This window comes from Pseudonocardia oceani, assembly GCF_019263585.2.
Classification (GTDB): domain Bacteria; phylum Actinomycetota; class Actinomycetes; order Mycobacteriales; family Pseudonocardiaceae; genus Pseudonocardia; species Pseudonocardia oceani.
This window is the reverse complement of sequence record NZ_JADQDF010000001.1, coordinates 1,758,014-1,773,381: the sequence shown is the minus strand read 5'-3', so window position 1 is coordinate 1,773,381 and position 15,368 is coordinate 1,758,014. Positions and strand designations below refer to the sequence as shown.

Sequence of the window (15,368 nt, the reverse complement as noted above, 5' to 3'; positions counted from 1 at the left end):
CCGCCGTCACTCTGCGTACCGGCTTTGGTGATCACTCACTCGGGGCGGCGTAGGCCGATCGGGAGAAAGACCCGGATCGGGTGCGTCCCTGCGTCGTTGTGACGAGTGACCAACATTGCGTGACGGTGGGAGTGCCCGTGGACGAGCTCGGAGACCGGACCGGCGCCGGCCGCCCGTCGAGCGGGTCGCGCGGTGCGGACGACGGGGCCGGTGAGGCCGTCGCGCGGGCCGAGCTGCGCCGCGCGCGGCAGGCCGTCCTCGGCGGCGCGGTGCCGGCCGACCGGGCGCAGTTCGCCCGGGCGGTCGGCCGGGCCGTCGCCGAGACCCCCGAGCCCTCGCCCGCCGCGTCCGGGTCCGCCGCGCGGGTCGCCGCGCACCGCCTCCCCGAAGCCGACGGCTCCGGCCGCCGGGCCGTCGAGGCCGTCCCCGGGTCGGCCGGGGAGAACGGCACCTCGATGACGGACCTGCACGACCTGGACCCCGACGAGCGCACCGACCCGGAGGGCTCGCCGGCGCTCCCGGCGCTGCGCACCGCGGTCTTCGGTGCGGGCCGGGGCGCGTCGGACCTGGGCGGGCCGCTGCCCGGCGGCGGCGTCGTCGGCGGGCCGGAGATCGTCTCCCTGCCCTCGGCGCCCGCGCTCGTCTGCGACCGCGACGACCGGATCGTCCGCGTCAACGCCCCGCTGCTGCGCCTGGCCGGGCGCGTCGGCGGGCGGGCGGGCACCGCCGGCAACGCCGCCGAGGCCGAGGCCGGGCTGTTCGGCCTGCGCCTCCCGCAGCTCGTCGTCGGGCCCGACGCCGACGCCCGGCTGGTCCGTCCCGACGGCGAGCTCGTGCGGGTGCGGGTCGTGCGCTGGGAGCTGCCCGGGCGCGAGCTGCGCGCCGTCGTACTCGTCGAGCTGCCCGAGGGCGGCGACACCGAGCAGCAGCGCGTCGACCGCCGCTGGGTCGCCGAGCTGGAGCGCCTCGCGGGCGTCGGCACCTGGAGCTACGAGCTGGCCACGGCCACGCTGCACCGCAGCGAGACGCTGCTGGAGCTCTACCGGTCGGCCGGGGTCGAGCCGGAGGGCATCGAGGGCCCGGTCGAGGGCGAGCAGGTCGCCCTGCTGTGCCGCGGCCTGCGCGGCGGCGGCGCGGCCACCGACCACCACGTCGAGCTGCGCCTGCCCGGCGAGCGGCTGCTGAGCTGCCGCGCCGAGGTCGAGACCTCCGCCGACGGCGTGCCGGTCCGCCTGGTCGGGGTGGTGCGCGACCTGTCCGAGCAGCGGCAGGCGCAGGACCGCGTCCGCCACGCCGGGCGGCGCTTCGCCGACCTCATGGAGATGGTGCCCTCGGGCGTCGCCATGATCGACCCGAACGGCGTCGTGACGGACGCCAACGCCAACATGTGCGCGCTGCTCGACGTCCCGCTCGACGCGCTGCGCGGCGTCTCGGCGGCCGACCTCACCGCCGAGGGCCCGCTCGACCTGCTCGGCCCGGACCGCGCGGCGCTGCCCGGCTGGCTGCGGCCCGTCGCGCCCGGCGCCCGGCACGGCTACCGCGTCGACGCCGCCCCGCTGCTGCGCGCCGACGGCACGACGGTGTGGTGCGAGGTCAGCGCGTCGGTCTCCACCGCCGACGACGGCAGCTGGTTCTGGCTGGTGGCCTGCACCGACATCGGCGAGCGCCGCCGGGTCGCAGAGCTCCTGCGCAGCGCGGGCACCGTCGACGAGCTGACCCGCCTGCCCAACCGCGCCGCCTGCCTGTCGCTGGTCGACGCCCTGCTGGCCGGCGCCGCGCGCGACCGCGTCGCCGTCGTCTGCGGCGACCTCGACGACTTCTCGCGCGTCAACTCCTCGCTGGGCCACGAGGTCGGCGACGACCTGCTGGTCTCGCTCGCGGGCCGCCTGCAGCGCGAGCTGCCGGTGGGCTGCACGGCGGCGCGGCTCTCGGGCGACGAGTTCGTCGTCATCTGCGCCGACCACGCGGAGGTGGGCGGGCCCGACCAGCTCGCGCGCCTCGTCTCCGACCTGCTCCGCACCACCATCACGGTGCACGGCCAGCCGGTGCAGATGACGGCGTCGGTGGGGCTGGCGACGCCGGTCCCGCTCGGCGACGTGCGGGCGGCGGACCTGCTGCGGTTCGCCGAGGTCGCGATGCAGGACGCCAAGCGGCGGCAGTGCCGCGGAGGGATCGGCATGGCCACGGACGGCGTCGTCAGCTCCGCCACGCAGGCGCTCGCCCTGGAGGCCGAGCTCCGCGCCGCGATCACCGGCACCGGGCTGGTGCTGCAGTACCAGCCCGTCGTCGCCCCGGACGGCACGATCACCAGCGCCGAGGCGCTCGTGCGCTGGCACCACCCCGAGCGCGGGGTGATCCCGCCGGGCGACTTCCTGCCGGTCGCGCAGCGCAGCGGGCTGCTGCGCGAGCTGGACCTGTGGGTCCTGCGCACCGCGTGCGCCGAGGCCGCGTCGTGGCCCGAGCACCGCGGGCGCCGCCCGTCGGTCGCGGTCAACCTCGCGGGCCTGCTGCCCGGCGACGCCGACTTCCTCACCGTCGTCGACGAGATCGTCACCGGCTCGGGCCTGGACTGGGACCACCTCGTGCTGGAGCTCGTCGAGACGAGCCTGGTGGCGCTGCCGCCGCACGCGCTGGCGGCGATGGCCGAGCTCGTCGACCGGGGCGTGCGGTTCGCCGTCGACGACTTCGGCACCGGCTACTCCTCCCTGGCCCGGCTCAAGGACCTCCCGGCGCAGACGGTGAAGGTCGACCGCGCGTTCGTCACGGGCGTCGCCGACGACCCCGCGGCCTTCGCGGTGGCGCGCGCCGTCGTCGACATGGCGCGGGCGATGGGCCGCTCCACGGTGGCCGAGGGCGTCGAGACGGCCGAGCAGTTCCACGTGCTGCGGGGCATCGGCGTGGACGCCTACCAGGGCTGGTTGTTCGCCCGGCCGCTCCCCGCGGAGCGCCTGCGCGAGGTCTTCGCCGGCGGCCGCCTGGCCACCCCCGCGGCCTCGGCGGCGCTCGCGGGCTGAGGGTGTCCGCAGAATCTCAGGCTCATCACAACGGTCGCGGGGTCACGACCGGTCGGGTTAGCCTTCTGCTCTCACGGGGACCGGCAAGCGGTTCCTGCTGGACAGGGGGTCCCTCGGATGATCGAGTTCCGGGGCGTGACCAAGCGATTCCCCGACGGCACGGTGGCGGTCGACGCGCTCGACCTCACCGTGGACGACGGCGGCATCACGGTGTTCGTGGGGCCGTCCGGGTGCGGCAAGACCACGTCACTGCGGATGATCAATCGCATGGTCGAGCCGACAGGTGGCACGATCCTGATCGACGGTGCCGACATCATGTCGGGGGACGCGGCGCAGCTGCGCCGGGGGATCGGCTACGTGATCCAGCAGGCCGGCCTGTTCCCGCACCGCACGATCCTCGACAACATCGCCACCGTGCCGATGCTGCTCGGGTGGAGCAAGGCGAAGGCCCGCACGCGCGCCGGTGAGCTGATGGAGATCGTCGGGCTCTCGCCGGAGATGGCCAAGCGCTACCCGACACAGCTCTCCGGCGGCCAGCAGCAGCGCGTCGGCGTGGCCCGCGCACTCGCGGCCGACCCGCCGATCCTGCTGATGGACGAGCCGTTCAGCGCGGTCGACCCGGTCGTCCGGGAGAACCTGCAGGACGAGCTGCTGCGCCTGCAGGCGGAGCTGGGCAAGACGATCGTCTTCGTCACCCACGACATCGACGAGGCCGTGAAGCTGGGCGACAAGGTCGCGGTGTTCCGCACCGGCGGCATCCTCGCCCAGTACGACGAGCCGGGGCACCTGCTCGCCCGCCCCGCCGACGACTTCGTCGACGGCTTCGTGGGGCGCGACCGCGGCTACCGCGGCCTCGGGTTCCTGCCCGCCGAGGGGCTGCCCGTCGGCGAGCTGCCGACCGTGTCCCTCGGGGCGGGGGCCGACCAGGTCCGCGCCGCCGCGCGCGACGGCTGGGCGCTCGTCGTCGACGACGCCCGCAAGCCGCTGGGCTGGGTGCAGGTCAACGGCGGGGCGGCGCTGCCGTCGACGTCCGACGAGCTTGTGGCGGGCGGGTCGCTCTACGACACCGCCGCCGACTCGCTGCGCGGCGCGCTCGACTCCGCCCTGTCGTCGCCCTCGGGGCTCGGGGTGGCCGTCGACGGCGACGGCGCGGTCGTCGGCTCGGTCCGCGCCGACGACGTGCTCACCGCGCTGGCCACCGCGCGCAAGCACGAGGACGCGGCGTGAGCGCCCGGATCGTTCCGTGATCGACTGGAGCTGGATCCCGGCCAACGCCGACCGGCTCGGGCCGGCGATCGTGCAGCACCTCCTGCTGGCGCTGGTCCCGGTGCTGATCGGGCTCGTGGTCGCGGTGCCGGTGGGCTGGCTGGCCAACCGGTCCCGCGCCGCGCGCGCGGTGCTCGTGCCGGCCGCGGGGCTGCTCTACACGATCCCGTCGCTGGTGCTGTTCATCGTGCTGCCCGGCATCCTCGGCACGCAGATCCTCGACCCGCTCAACGTCGTCGTCGCGCTGTCGGTCTACACCGTGGCGCTGCTCGTGCGCTCGGTCGCCGACGCGCTCGCCGCGGTGCCCGGCATGGTCGTCGCCGCGGCCACCGCGATGGGGTACAAGCCCGCGCGGCGGTTCGCGCAGGTGGAGCTGCCGCTCTCGCTGCCCGTCCTCATCTCGGGGCTGCGGGTCGCCACCGTCACCAACATCAGCCTCGTCGCGGTCGGCGCCCTCATCGGCATCGGCGGCCTGGGCTACTTCCTCACCGACGGCTTCCTGCGCGGCTCGTCCACCTCCATCCTCGTCGGGACGGTCCTCATCTTCGTCATCGCGCTGATCTTCGACTCGCTGCTCGTGCTGGTCGGCAAGCTCGCCACCCCGTGGGTCGGCGCCGGGGGGTCGCGCTGATGGGCGCCCTCGTGAGCGACGTCCTCGCCTGGTTCGCCGACCCGTCGAACCTCACCGGGTCCACCGGCGTGCCGACGCGGATCCTCGAGCACATCCAGTACAGCGGCGTCGCGCTGGTCATCGCGGTGCTCATCGCCGTGCCGATCGGCGCGTACGTCGGGCACACCGGCCGCGGCGGCTTCGCCGTCGTCGGCGTGGCCAACGGGATGCGCTCGCTGCCCGAGATCGGCGTCGTGCTGCTGCTCGTCACGTTCGGCGGCGGAGTCAGCCTCACCCCGGTGACGATCGCGCTGGTCGTGCTGGCCATCCCGCCCCTGCTCGGCGGCACCTACGCCGGTGTCCGCAACGTCGACCGCGCCACCGTCGACGCCGCCCGCGGCATGGGCATGACCGAGCGCGAGATCCTCACCAAGGTCGAGCTCCCCAACGCGCTGCCGCTCATCATCGGCGGGCTGCGCACGGCCACGCTGCAGGTCATCGCCACCGCCGCGGTGGCGGCGCTGGTCGGCGTCGGCGGCCTCGGCCGCTACCTGATCGACGGCCTCGGCGTCCGCGACTACACGCAGATGGCGGCCGGCGCGCTCCTCATCGCCGCGCTCGCCCTCACCGCGGAGGCCGTGCTCGCCGGCGTGCAGCGCCTGGTGGTCTCGCCCGGCCTGCGCACGTCGGCCTCGACCGGGCGCCGCGCCGCGGCCCCGCCGTCGGAGCCCGCTCCCGCCGCTCCCACCCCGACCCGCTCCACCCCCGAACCCGAACTCGCTAGGAGCTGACCCCGTGAAGACGACTCGCCTGGGTGCCACGATCGCAGCCGGACTGGCCGGCATGCTGCTGCTCGCCGCCTGCGGCGGCGGTGGCGGAGGGAACGGCGACCCCCTCGCCGGTGGCGGCGAGGCCGCCGCGCCCGCCGACGTGATCCGCGTGGGCTCCGAGCAGTTCCCCGAGAACCAGCTCCTCGGTGAGATCTACGCGCAGGCCCTGGAGGCCAAGGGCGTCACCGTCGAGCGGCGCTTCGCCATCGGCTCGCGCGAGACCTACTACCCGGCCCTGCTCGACGGCTCGATCGACGTCGTCCCGGACTACAACGGCAACCTGCTGCGCTACGTCGTGCCCGAGGCCACCGAGTCCTCGCCCGAGGAGGTCTACGCCGCGCTGCAGTCGGCGCTGCCGCCCGAGCTGGCGCTGCTGGAGCAGGCCGCCGCGGAGAACAAGGACGCGTTCACCGTCACGCGCGCCTTCGCCGAGGCCAACAACCTGACCTCCATCGAGGACGTCGTGCCGCTCTGCCCGACCATCCAGTTCGGCGGGCCGACGCAGTTCCAGGAGCGCTCCTACGGCATCCAGGGCATGCGCGAGAACTACGGCTGCGAGTTCAAGGGCTTCACCCCGCTCGACACCGGCGGCCCGCTGACCGTGGCGGCGCTGGCCGACGGCACCATCCAGGGCGCCGACCTGTTCACGACCGACCCGGCGCTGCCCGCCAACGACTTCGTGACGCTCGAGGACCCGAAGAACAACTTCCCCGCGCAGAACATCGTGCCGCTGATCAACGCCGGCAAGGTCACCCCGCAGGTGGAGGAGGCCCTCAACGGCGTCTCCGCGGCGCTGAGCCAGGAGGAGCTGCTCGCCCTCAACGTCATCATCGGCGAGCAGACCCAGACCGACGCCCAGATCGCGACGACCTGGCTGACCGAGAAGGGCCTCGTCTGACCGTGCGGATCCTCGCGCTCCGGCGCTACCCGGTGAAGTCCATGCTCGGCGTCGACGTCGAGGAGCTGCAGCTGGGCCCCGGCGGGGCCGACGGCGACCGCGCGCTCGCGCTGGTCGACGCCGTCACCGGCCGGGTGGCCACGGCCAAGCACCCGCGCCTGTGGCGCACGCTGCTGCAGTGCTCGGCCGAACCGGAGGGCGCCGGGGTGCGGATCACGCTCCCCGACGGGAAGATCGTCGGCTCCGACGCCGACGGGGAGCTGTCGGCGTTCCTCGGCCGGCCTGTGCGCCTGGTCGCGCAGCGGCCGGACGGGGCGACGGTCGAGCGCCCCGACCCTCTCGACGTGCTGGAGCACGGCGTCGAGGCCGAGGTCGAGGCGGCCACCCTGGAGATCGCGCAGGGCACTCCCGGCGGGTCGTTCGTCGACCACTCGCCGCTGCACCTCGTCACCACGGCCACGCTCGACCACCTCGGCGTCGAGGCGCTGCGGTACCGGCCCAACCTCGTGATCGCGACGCCGCCGGGCACCGCCCCGTTCGTCGAGAACACGTGGCTGGGCCGCGACCTGGTGATCGGTGACGTGCGCCTGCATCTGACGCTGCCCACCCCGCGGTGCTCGGTGCCGACGCTGGAGCACGGCGACCTGCCCCGCGCCCCGCACGCGGTGCGCGGGCCGATGGAGCAGAACCGCGTCGAGGTCACCGGGTTCGGCGTGCTGCCGTGCGCGGGGGCCTACGCGGAGGTGGCCGCGGGCGGTGCCGTCCGCACGGGCGACGTGGTGGAGCTGGTCTAGCCGCTGCCCGGTCGGGCCCGTCCGTCCTCAGGAGTGGCGGGCCCGCACCAGGCGCGGGGTGCGGACCGACGAGGTGGCCACGGTGCCCGCCAGCACCGCGGTCACCGCGAACGCGAGGCCCGCGAGCGGGCTGCTCGCCAGCATCGCGGCCGTCGCGGGCCCGTTGACCAGGTTCATCACCACCGCCGTGGCGACGCAGGCCGTCGTGCCGAGGAGCGCCACCGCGGCGGTGGCGGCCGCGAGGGGCCGGGGCCGGATCCCGCGCCGCAGCGTGGCCGCGAGCAGGACCAGGCCCGCTCCGGTGATCACCGCGCTGGCGACGTCCTGGCCGCGCGCGAGCACCCCCACCACCGGCGAGGGCGACGAGGGCCAGCCGACCCCGGCCGCCCAGAGCAGGTCCCAGCCCAGCAGCAGCGCCGGGAACAGGACCACCACGACGAGCGCGGTGCGCCGGGCCTGGGCCGTGGTGAGCTCGTCCTGGAACTGCGGGGCGAGCTCGGCGACCGACCCGAACTCGGCGACGGCGCGCTCCGCCGCCTCGACGTCGCCCAGGCCCGCGGCCCGGTGCGCGGCGGCCGCGTCGTGCAGCCCGTCGCGCACCTCGGCCACGACGTCGTCCCGCAGCCCGCGCGGGCCTCGCAGGACGGCGGCGAGCGCCGCGGCGTGCGCGTCGAGCACGCGGGTGTGGAGCGCGCCGGTCATCCCGCCTCCCCGGGCCGCAGCACCGCGTCGACGACCGCGCGGAACTCGCCCCACTCGGCCCGCTGCAGCGCCAGCGCGTGGCGGCCGGCGCGGGTGAGCGTGTAGGTGCGGCGCTCGCGCCCACCGACCGTGCTCCAGGAGCCGGACAGCCGGCCCGAGCGCTCCAGGCGCCGCAGGGCGGGGTAGACGGTGCCGGTGGGCAGGTCGAGCGCCCCGCCGCTGCTGGTCTGCAGCGCCACGATCACGGCGTACCCGTGGCGCGGACCCCGCTCGAGAACGGCGAGGATCAGGCCGTCGAGGTGACCGCGCACGGCATCGGGCTTCACAGGTAGGGAAGCTACCCGTCGGATGTGCGGGTCTCATCCGGGAGAAACCCCGATCACAAGTAGGCCCGCTACCCATAGCGTGTGCGGTGTGGACACCTCGATGCTGCTCACCCTGTGGCCGCTGCGCCTCCTGCTCACGCTGCACCTGGCGGCCGTGCTCGCCCAGCCCGTGCTGGCCGGGCGGTACCTCACGGGTGACATCGACGCGATCGCCGCGCACGGGATGGTCGGCAACCTGCTCGCGGTGTCCGGGCTCCTGCTCGTCGTGCTCACGCTGCTCTACGCCATCGCCGGGCGCGGGCGGCTGTGGGTGGTCCCGGCCGGGGTGGTGCTGTTCCTGGCCATCGGCGTCCAGGCCTGGGTCGGTTACACCCGTGACCTCGCCCTGCACGTGCCGCTCGGCGTCGCGGTCGTCGCGGCGTCGGTGCTGCTGGCGGTCTGGGCGTGGAGCCCGTCGGCGGGGCGGTCCCGGTGAGCCCGGTCGGCCGCCGCCGCTTCCTCGCGCTGCTCGGCGGAGCCGCCGCCGGTGCCGCGCTCGCCGGGTGCGGGCCGGCGACCGGTTCCACCGGGAGGCAGCTCGTGAGCGCGCTGCCGCTGCCCGCGCCCTACGGCGTGCCGCTGCCGGTGCCGCCGGTGGCGCGGCCGGTGTCGCCGGGCCGCTACCTGATCACCCAGCGGGTCGCCGAGCAGGAGGTGCTGCCCGGCGTCCGCACGCCGGTGCTCGGCTACGACGGGATCTTCCCCGGGCCGACGATCGAGAGCCGGTCCGGCCACGAGGTCGTGGTGCGCCACCGCAACGAGCTCCCGGTGCCGACCGTCGTGCACCTGCACGGCGGCCACACCCCGCCCGAGCACGACGGCTGGCCGCTCGACCTGCTGCTGCCCGTCGGCGACGCGCAGGGCTGGACGGGGCACCACCGGATGACCGGCGACGTCGTCGAGGGCGAGCGCGACCACCGCTACCCGATGACGCAGCGCGCGGCCACGCTCTGGTACCACGACCACCGCATGGACTTCACCGCCCCGGCGGTCTACCGCGGCCTCGCGGGCTTCCACCTCGTGCGCGACGGCGTCGAGGACGCGCTGCCGCTGCCCCGCGGTGACCGCGAGCTGCCGCTGATGCTGTGCGACCGCTCCTTCACCGCCGACGGCGAGTTCGCCTACCCGGGGCTGGACCAGGGGATGCGCGGGCTGCCCGGCGTCGAGGACGCGTGGAGCGCGGGGGTGCTCGGTGACGTCGTGCTGGTGAACGGGGCGCCCTGGCCGGTGCACGAGGCCGACGCCGCGCGGTACCGGCTGCGGATCCTCAACGCCTCCAACGCCCGCCGCTACCGGCTCGTGCTGGACGGCGGGATCCCGTTCGTGCAGATCGGGTCCGACGGCGGGCTGCTCGCGGCACCGGAGCGCCACGACGTCCTCGACGTCGCGCCGGGGGAGCGGTTCGACGTGGTCGTCGACCTCTCCGCGGTGCCCGTCGGCACCGTGGTGCGGATGACGAACGCGCTCGGCGAGGGCCGCACCGCCGACGTCATGGCGTTCCGGGTGGTGCGGACGGCGCGCGACGACAGCGCCGTGCCCGAGCGCCTGTCCGACGTCGAGCCGGTGGCCGTGCCGGCCGGGGCGCCGCTGCGCACCTTCGCCTTCCTCCGCGGCGACACCGGCGGGCACAGCGGCTGGACGATCAACGGGGAGGGCTTCGACCCCGACTCGCGGCGGTACGGGACGCCGCTCGGGCAGACCGAGGTGTGGCGCTTCGTGACCGCCGTCCACCACCCGGTGCACGTGCACCTCGACCCGTTCCGGGTGCTGCGCCGCGGCAGCGGCGGCCCGGGCGCGTTCGACGCCGGCTGGAAGGACACCGTGGACGTGCGGCCGGGCGAGGTCGTCGACGTCGCGGTGCGGTTCACGGGGTACCGCGGCCGCTACGTGCTGCACTGCCACAACCTCGAGCACGAGGACATGGCGATGATGGTCGCCGTGCACACCGTGTGACGAGCCCGGTCGGGGGCCTCAGCCGAAGCGGTTGACCAGGTCGGCCACCAGCAGCACGACGAACAGCGCGGCCGCGGCACCGACCAGCACGTTGGACAGCCAGCCGCTGCGCCCGTCGTGGACGAACCGCTTCGCGTTGAGCAGGATCAGGAGCGTCCCGCCGAGGAACGGCATGAACGCCGCGCCGAGCACGCCGTAGACCAGCGTGAGCGCGAAGGGCTGGTCGAAGAACAGCAGCCCCATCGGCGGGATCGTCAGCCAGAGCAGGTAGCCGCGGAACGGCACGCTGCGCTCGGCGGCGCCGGCCTCGTAGGGCCGCTCGGGGGCGGTGGGGTCGGCGTCGCGCCCGTGCGGCAGCCGGATCGTGCGGACCCAGTCGGTGAACAGCAGGCTGACGCCGTTCCACACGCCCAGCAGCGAGGTCGTGGTGACCGCGAGGAATCCGACGAGGAACACCACTCGCGCCCAGTCGCCGTAGCGCGCCCCGAGCTCGGTACCCAGCACCAGCAGTCCGGTGTCGCCCGCTGCGAGGTCCTGGCCGAGCAGGATCTCCGCGCCGATGACCAGCATCGCGACGACGAAGATGCCGGTCATGACGTAGCCGACGGCGTTGTCCAGGCGCATCACCGACAGCCACCCGGTGCCGCGCCAGCCCTTCGCGATCATCCAGTAGCCGTAGGCGGCCATCGTGATCGTGCCGCCGACACCGCCGATCAGGCCCAGGACGTAGACGATCGAGCCGTCCGGCATGGTGGGGACGAGGCCGCCGGCGAGCGCACCGAGGTCGGGGCGGATCAGCACGGCCACGGACACGACCGAGACGAACTTGATCAGCACCAGCACGGTGATGAACTTCTCGAACACCGCGTAGCGCTGGGCCCACACGAGCCCCAGGCCGACGACGCCGGCGATCATCGCCCAGTAGCGCACCGACAGCCCGCCGAACAGGGCGTTGAGCGGCAGCCCGACCGCCGACATCGCGGTGGCGCCGTAGACGAAGCCCCAGATGACGATGTAGACGCCGAAGAACACCGTGGCCCGGCGGCCGATCCGGCGCCAGCCGTCGAGCAGGGTGGCGCCCGAGGCCAGGTGCCAGCGGCCGACGCCCTCGGCCAGCGCGAGCTTCAGCGCCGTGCCGAGCACCGCGGCCCACAGCAGCGCGGTGCCGTAGCGGGAGCCCGCGACCATCGTGGCGACCAGGTCGCCCGCGCCGACGCCCGCGGCCGCCGCGAGCAGGCCCGGCCCGACCTGGCGCAGCCGCGCCCCGAGCCCCGTCGGTGGTGTGGTGGTGACCCCGCTCGTCATCGCTCCGGCCCCCGTCGACGTGTGTGCGGGCAAGGTAACGGGGCGACGTGACCGGGGCCACTGCTGGCCCGTCGCGGTGGCGGGGCGGTCCGGGGTGCGGTGCACTGGGCGCTAAGGTCCGCGCGGGGTCGGCGGGGCCGTCCGCGGGGCCCCGTTCCACGGGAGGGGAGACGATGGCGAGCGTCGACGAGGTCCGGGCGAGCATGGCCCGGGCCGCCGAGATCGCGCTGCAGAGCCTCGGGCACCTGCAGCAGGCCCACGACGTGCTGGCGGACGCCCGCGCGGCCACGGTGCAGACCGCCGAGTCCAGCGCGCAGGACACCGCGCACGAGGCGATCGCCCTGCTCTCCAAGGCGATGTCGGACATCGTCGAGGTGCAGCACACCGTCACGGCCGCGACGCAGACCGCGCAGGGCTACGCGACCGGCATCTGAGGTCCTAGTCCCATGGTGGGTGGGCGGTCCGGCCGCAAGCAGCGGATCACCGAGGCCTTCGACGAGCTCCACGGCGCGCTCGCGGCCGCGCTGGGCGCCGCCGACGGCCTGCAGGACGCGGCGGTCCGCGCGCACGCGGAGACCCTCGTCGAGCAGTGGCTGCGCACCGAGGGCCTCGACGACGCCCGCGCCGACCCCGCGCTCGCCGTGCCGCTGGCCAACCCGCAGCTCGCCGACGTCGTCGCGCGGGTGGAGGCCGACCGCGCCGCCGCGTTCGACCCGTGGCTGCGCACCGGGCCCGCCGCATTGGCGGAGCTCCTGGAGCGGGCGGCGCCGCTGTCGGCCGGGCTGGAGCCGGGCCGCTGGCTGGGGCAGGTCGGCAAGGCCGACGGCATCGAGGAGGTGCCCGGGCTCTGGCGGATCGGGCAGGGGCGGATCGGGCAGGGGCGGATCGGGCAGGCGCGGATCGGGCCGGCGACCCGCGCCGCCGGCAAGTCGCTCACCCCGCCCGTCACGTGGCCGGTGGGGGTGCCGCTGCTCGACGAGTCGCACCTGCAGATCACGTCGACCGGCGACGGGCGGGCGCAGGCCGAGGCGCTCGTCGAGACGCTGCTGATGCGGGTGGTCAGCCACTTCACGCCCGGGCTCGTGCGGCTGCACGTGTGGGACGTCGGGCAGTTCACCGGCGTCGTCCCCGGCCTCTACCCGCTCACCCGCAGCGGCCTGCTCACCGTGCACGACCCCGGGCGGCTCTCCCACCTGCTGGAGGAGCTGTCCGACCGGATCCGCCGCGTGCACACCCGCCTGCTCATCGACGGGCACCCCACGCTGGCCTCGCACGTCGCCGCCACGGGCACGCGGGTCAAGCCGTGGATCGTCACGGTGCTGGTGGGCGACGGCCGCCCGCTCGCCGACGAGGACCACTGGCAGCTCCAGCGCATCTCGCGCGGCGGGCTCGCGTCCGGCGTCTCGCTCGTGCTCGTCGACGTGCCGGTCACGCTGCAGGCACCGCACGAGACGGTGCGGCTGCACGACGGCGGCGCGGCGACGTCGTCGATGACGGGGGAGCACGTCGTCGTCGTGCCGGACCCGCCGCTGCCCCGCGACGCCGTCACGCGCGCCGCGCACGTCCTCGCCGACGCCCACGAGCACGGCCACGCCCGCGCGTTCGCCGACCTGCTGCCCGGACCCGGGCGCTGGGGTCGCGAGCGGTCGGTCACCGGGCTGCGCGCACCGATCGGGTTCGCCGACGGGATGCCGCTGGACGTGGTGCTGGCCGACGAGTCGCCGCACGCCCTGATCGGCGGTCCGAGCGGTACCGGCAAGACCAACCTGCTGCTGACGATGATCAGCTCGATGGCCGCGCGGTACGACCCCGACGAGCTGGAGCTCTACCTCCTGGACTTCAAGGAGGGCGTCTCGTTCGCCCAGTTCACGCGCGGACGCCGGGACACGACGTGGCTGCCGCACGCCCGGCTGGTCGGCGTCAACATCAACACCGACCGCGAGTTCGGGCTGGCCCTGCTGCAGTTCCTCGCCGACGAGATGCGCCGCCGCGCCGAAGCCGCCAAGGACCACGAGGTCACGAAGCTGGAGGAGCTGCGCGGGGCCGATCCCGACGGGCGGTGGCCGCGGATCGTCGCCGTCATCGACGAGTTCCAGCTCCTGTTCGCCGAGCGCGACGACGTCACGAAGAAGGCCACCGCGCTGCTCGAGGACGTCGCCCGGCGCGGCCGCAGCCAGGGCATCCACCTGGTGCTGGCCAGCCAGGACGTGTCCGGCATCGAGGCGTTCTGGGGGCGGCCCGCGGTGTTCGAGCAGTTCGTGCTGCGGATCGCGCTGCCCCGCGCGCGCCGGGTGCTCGGCGAGCTCAACGAGGCCGCGATGGACCTCCCGCGCTGGCACGCGATCGTCAACCACGACTCCGGCGTCCGCCACGGCAACGAGGTCGTGCGCATCCCCGACGCCACCGCCCGCGGCACGACCGACGAGGTGCAGCGCGTGCTGCACGGGACCTGGTCCGCCGGCCGGCCGGAGCCCGTGCTGTTCGACGGCAGCCGCGCCCCCGCCGTGGCCGACCTGCTGCCGCTGCTGCCGGCGGGCGGCCCGCCGCAGGCGCTGCTCGGGCAGTGCATCGACGTGGCCGGGCGCCCCGCCACGGCCGCGCTCGCCGACACCCCCGGCCGCAACGTCGCCGTGCTCGGCGCCGACGCCGAGGACGCCGGGCGCGTCATCGGGGCGGCGGCCGGGTCGCTGGCCGGGCAGTACCCGCCCGGGTCGGTCGACGTCGTCGTCGCGCCGCTGCTGGCCGACGCCCGCGCACTGCTGGCCCGCTTCACCGCCGCCGGGCACGCGCCTGAGGTCGTCGCGCTCGATGGGGTGCGGGCGCGGGTCGAGGCGCTCGCCGCCGACGTGGTCGCCCGGCTCGGTGGCGCGTCCCGGCGTCCGGTGCTGCTGGTGCTGCTCGGCGCCGACGCGGCGGACCCGGTGCTGGAGCGCGAGGGGATCGAGGCGCTGCGCCGGGTGCTGCGGTCGGGCCCGGAGACCGGTGTGCACGTGCTGGGGTGGTGGCGCAGCGTGGCGCGGCTGCGGTCGACGCTGTCGGTCAGTGCGACGCCCGACGACGTCGGCGCGTGGGTGGCGCTCGACGTCCAGGGCAGCGAGCTCGGCGCGCTGGTGCCGGGGATGATGCTGTCCTGGTCGCCGCGGCCCGGGCGCGGGCTGTTCTACGACCGCGCCCAGCACTCCCGTCCGGAGGTCGTGATCGTGCCGTCGTCGGAGGAGCCGTGAGCGCGGCGCGTGAGTACAAGGACATCGTGGAGGGCCTGAGCGGCGCCGCCCAGGAGCTGCGGGAGCAGGACGCCGAGCGCGCCACGGCGCTGGGCTACCGCCGCGTCGCCCAGCACGACGCGATGAGCGAGGCCGCCGCCCGCGCCGGCCTCACCCGGCTGGTCGTGGCGGTGCGGTGGGAGGCGGCGCTGGAGATGCTGTGGGAGGAGTCGTGGCTGACCCTGCGCCCTCCGCCCGCCCCGGCCCCCGGCGTCGACCCGGCGCGGGTGGACGAGCTGGACGCCGAGGCCACCCGCAGCTTCGAGGTGCTGCAGGAGGCGGCCCGGCGGCGGCGCTTCGGCCTGCGCCCCCGCTGAGGCCGCGCCCACCCCGCCCGCCCACCCCGACACGCCCGCCCCGCCCCGCCC

Annotated in this window: 14 protein-coding genes; 11 read left to right on the top strand and 3 right to left on the bottom strand. The window is 75.4% G+C overall.

Features of this window, described 5'->3' with window-relative positions:
* Positions 1 to 137: 137 nt before the first annotated feature.
* The 6 genes from I4I82_RS08700 (at position 138) to I4I82_RS08675 (ending at position 7,412) form a co-directional block, all read left to right on the top strand.
* Positions 138 to 3,014, top strand: a complete 2,877-nt coding sequence (locus I4I82_RS08700) for a putative bifunctional diguanylate cyclase/phosphodiesterase (protein WP_226369949.1) — start codon at positions 138 to 140, stop codon at positions 3,012 to 3,014.
* Between the two features lie 117 nt (positions 3,015 to 3,131).
* Complete coding sequence (locus I4I82_RS08695; RefSeq protein ID WP_218592084.1) at positions 3,132 to 4,241, top strand: ABC transporter ATP-binding protein; 1,110 nt, start codon at positions 3,132 to 3,134, stop codon at positions 4,239 to 4,241.
* A gap of 16 nt (positions 4,242 to 4,257) precedes the next feature.
* Positions 4,258 to 4,911 (top strand): ABC transporter permease, encoded by a 654-nt coding sequence (locus I4I82_RS08690; RefSeq protein WP_218592085.1) that lies wholly within the window; start codon positions 4,258 to 4,260, stop codon positions 4,909 to 4,911.
* The gene (locus I4I82_RS08685; protein WP_218595617.1) at positions 4,911 to 5,681 is read left to right on the top strand and encodes an ABC transporter permease; all 771 of its coding nucleotides are present in this window, start codon (positions 4,911 to 4,913) and stop codon (positions 5,679 to 5,681) included. The genes I4I82_RS08690 and I4I82_RS08685 overlap by 1 nt, the downstream gene beginning before the upstream one ends.
* A 4-nt stretch (positions 5,682 to 5,685) precedes the next feature.
* A complete protein-coding gene (locus I4I82_RS08680) occupies positions 5,686 to 6,618 on the top strand; it encodes an ABC transporter substrate-binding protein (protein WP_226369948.1) in 933 nt (310 codons plus the stop codon).
* 2 nt (positions 6,619 to 6,620) lie between these two features.
* Positions 6,621 to 7,412 (top strand): MOSC domain-containing protein, encoded by a 792-nt coding sequence (locus tag I4I82_RS08675; RefSeq protein WP_218593021.1) that lies wholly within the window; start codon positions 6,621 to 6,623, stop codon positions 7,410 to 7,412.
* A 27-nt stretch (positions 7,413 to 7,439) separates the two neighbouring features.
* Here I4I82_RS08675 and I4I82_RS08670 read toward each other — a convergent pair whose 3' ends face one another.
* Complete coding sequence (locus I4I82_RS08670) at positions 7,440 to 8,114, bottom strand: permease prefix domain 1-containing protein (protein WP_218593022.1); 675 nt, start codon at positions 8,112 to 8,114, stop codon at positions 7,440 to 7,442.
* The gene (locus I4I82_RS08665; RefSeq protein WP_218593023.1) at positions 8,111 to 8,440 is read right to left on the bottom strand and encodes a PadR family transcriptional regulator; all 330 of its coding nucleotides are present in this window, start codon (positions 8,438 to 8,440) and stop codon (positions 8,111 to 8,113) included. Before I4I82_RS08665 ends, I4I82_RS08670 begins: the two co-directional genes overlap by 4 nt.
* Positions 8,441 to 8,528: 88 nt before the next feature.
* Here I4I82_RS08665 and I4I82_RS08660 point away from each other — a divergent pair, with 88 nt between their 5' ends.
* Together I4I82_RS08660 and I4I82_RS08655 are read left to right on the top strand one after the other, a co-directional pair.
* The gene (locus I4I82_RS08660; protein ID WP_218593024.1) at positions 8,529 to 8,915 is read left to right on the top strand and encodes a hypothetical protein; all 387 of its coding nucleotides are present in this window, start codon (positions 8,529 to 8,531) and stop codon (positions 8,913 to 8,915) included.
* Positions 8,885 to 10,432 carry a multicopper oxidase family protein gene (locus I4I82_RS08655; protein ID WP_226369947.1) on the top strand — a complete coding sequence of 516 codons (1,548 nt, stop codon included), beginning with the start codon at positions 8,885 to 8,887 and terminating at the stop codon, positions 10,430 to 10,432. Before I4I82_RS08660 ends, I4I82_RS08655 begins: the two co-directional genes overlap by 31 nt.
* Before the next feature lie 18 nt (positions 10,433 to 10,450).
* Here I4I82_RS08655 and I4I82_RS08650 read toward each other — a convergent pair whose 3' ends face one another.
* A complete protein-coding gene (locus I4I82_RS08650) occupies positions 10,451 to 11,737 on the bottom strand; it encodes an Nramp family divalent metal transporter (protein ID WP_218593025.1) in 1,287 nt (428 codons plus the stop codon).
* Positions 11,738 to 11,910: 173 nt separating this feature from the next.
* Here I4I82_RS08650 and I4I82_RS08645 point away from each other — a divergent pair, with 173 nt between their 5' ends.
* The 3 genes from I4I82_RS08645 to I4I82_RS08635 are packed head-to-tail and all read left to right on the top strand — an operon-like array spanning position 11,911 to position 15,317.
* Positions 11,911 to 12,171: a hypothetical protein gene (locus tag I4I82_RS08645; protein ID WP_172158491.1), complete on the top strand. Its 261-nt coding sequence runs from the start codon at positions 11,911 to 11,913 to the stop codon at positions 12,169 to 12,171.
* Between the two features lie 12 nt (positions 12,172 to 12,183).
* The gene (locus I4I82_RS08640; RefSeq protein WP_218593026.1) at positions 12,184 to 14,961 is read left to right on the top strand and encodes an FtsK/SpoIIIE domain-containing protein; all 2,778 of its coding nucleotides are present in this window, start codon (positions 12,184 to 12,186) and stop codon (positions 14,959 to 14,961) included.
* Positions 14,958 to 15,317, top strand: coding sequence for a hypothetical protein (locus I4I82_RS08635; protein WP_218595616.1), 360 nt, complete (start codon positions 14,958 to 14,960; stop codon positions 15,315 to 15,317). The genes I4I82_RS08640 and I4I82_RS08635 overlap by 4 nt, the downstream gene beginning before the upstream one ends.
* The last annotated feature ends 51 nt before the right edge of the window (positions 15,318 to 15,368 follow it).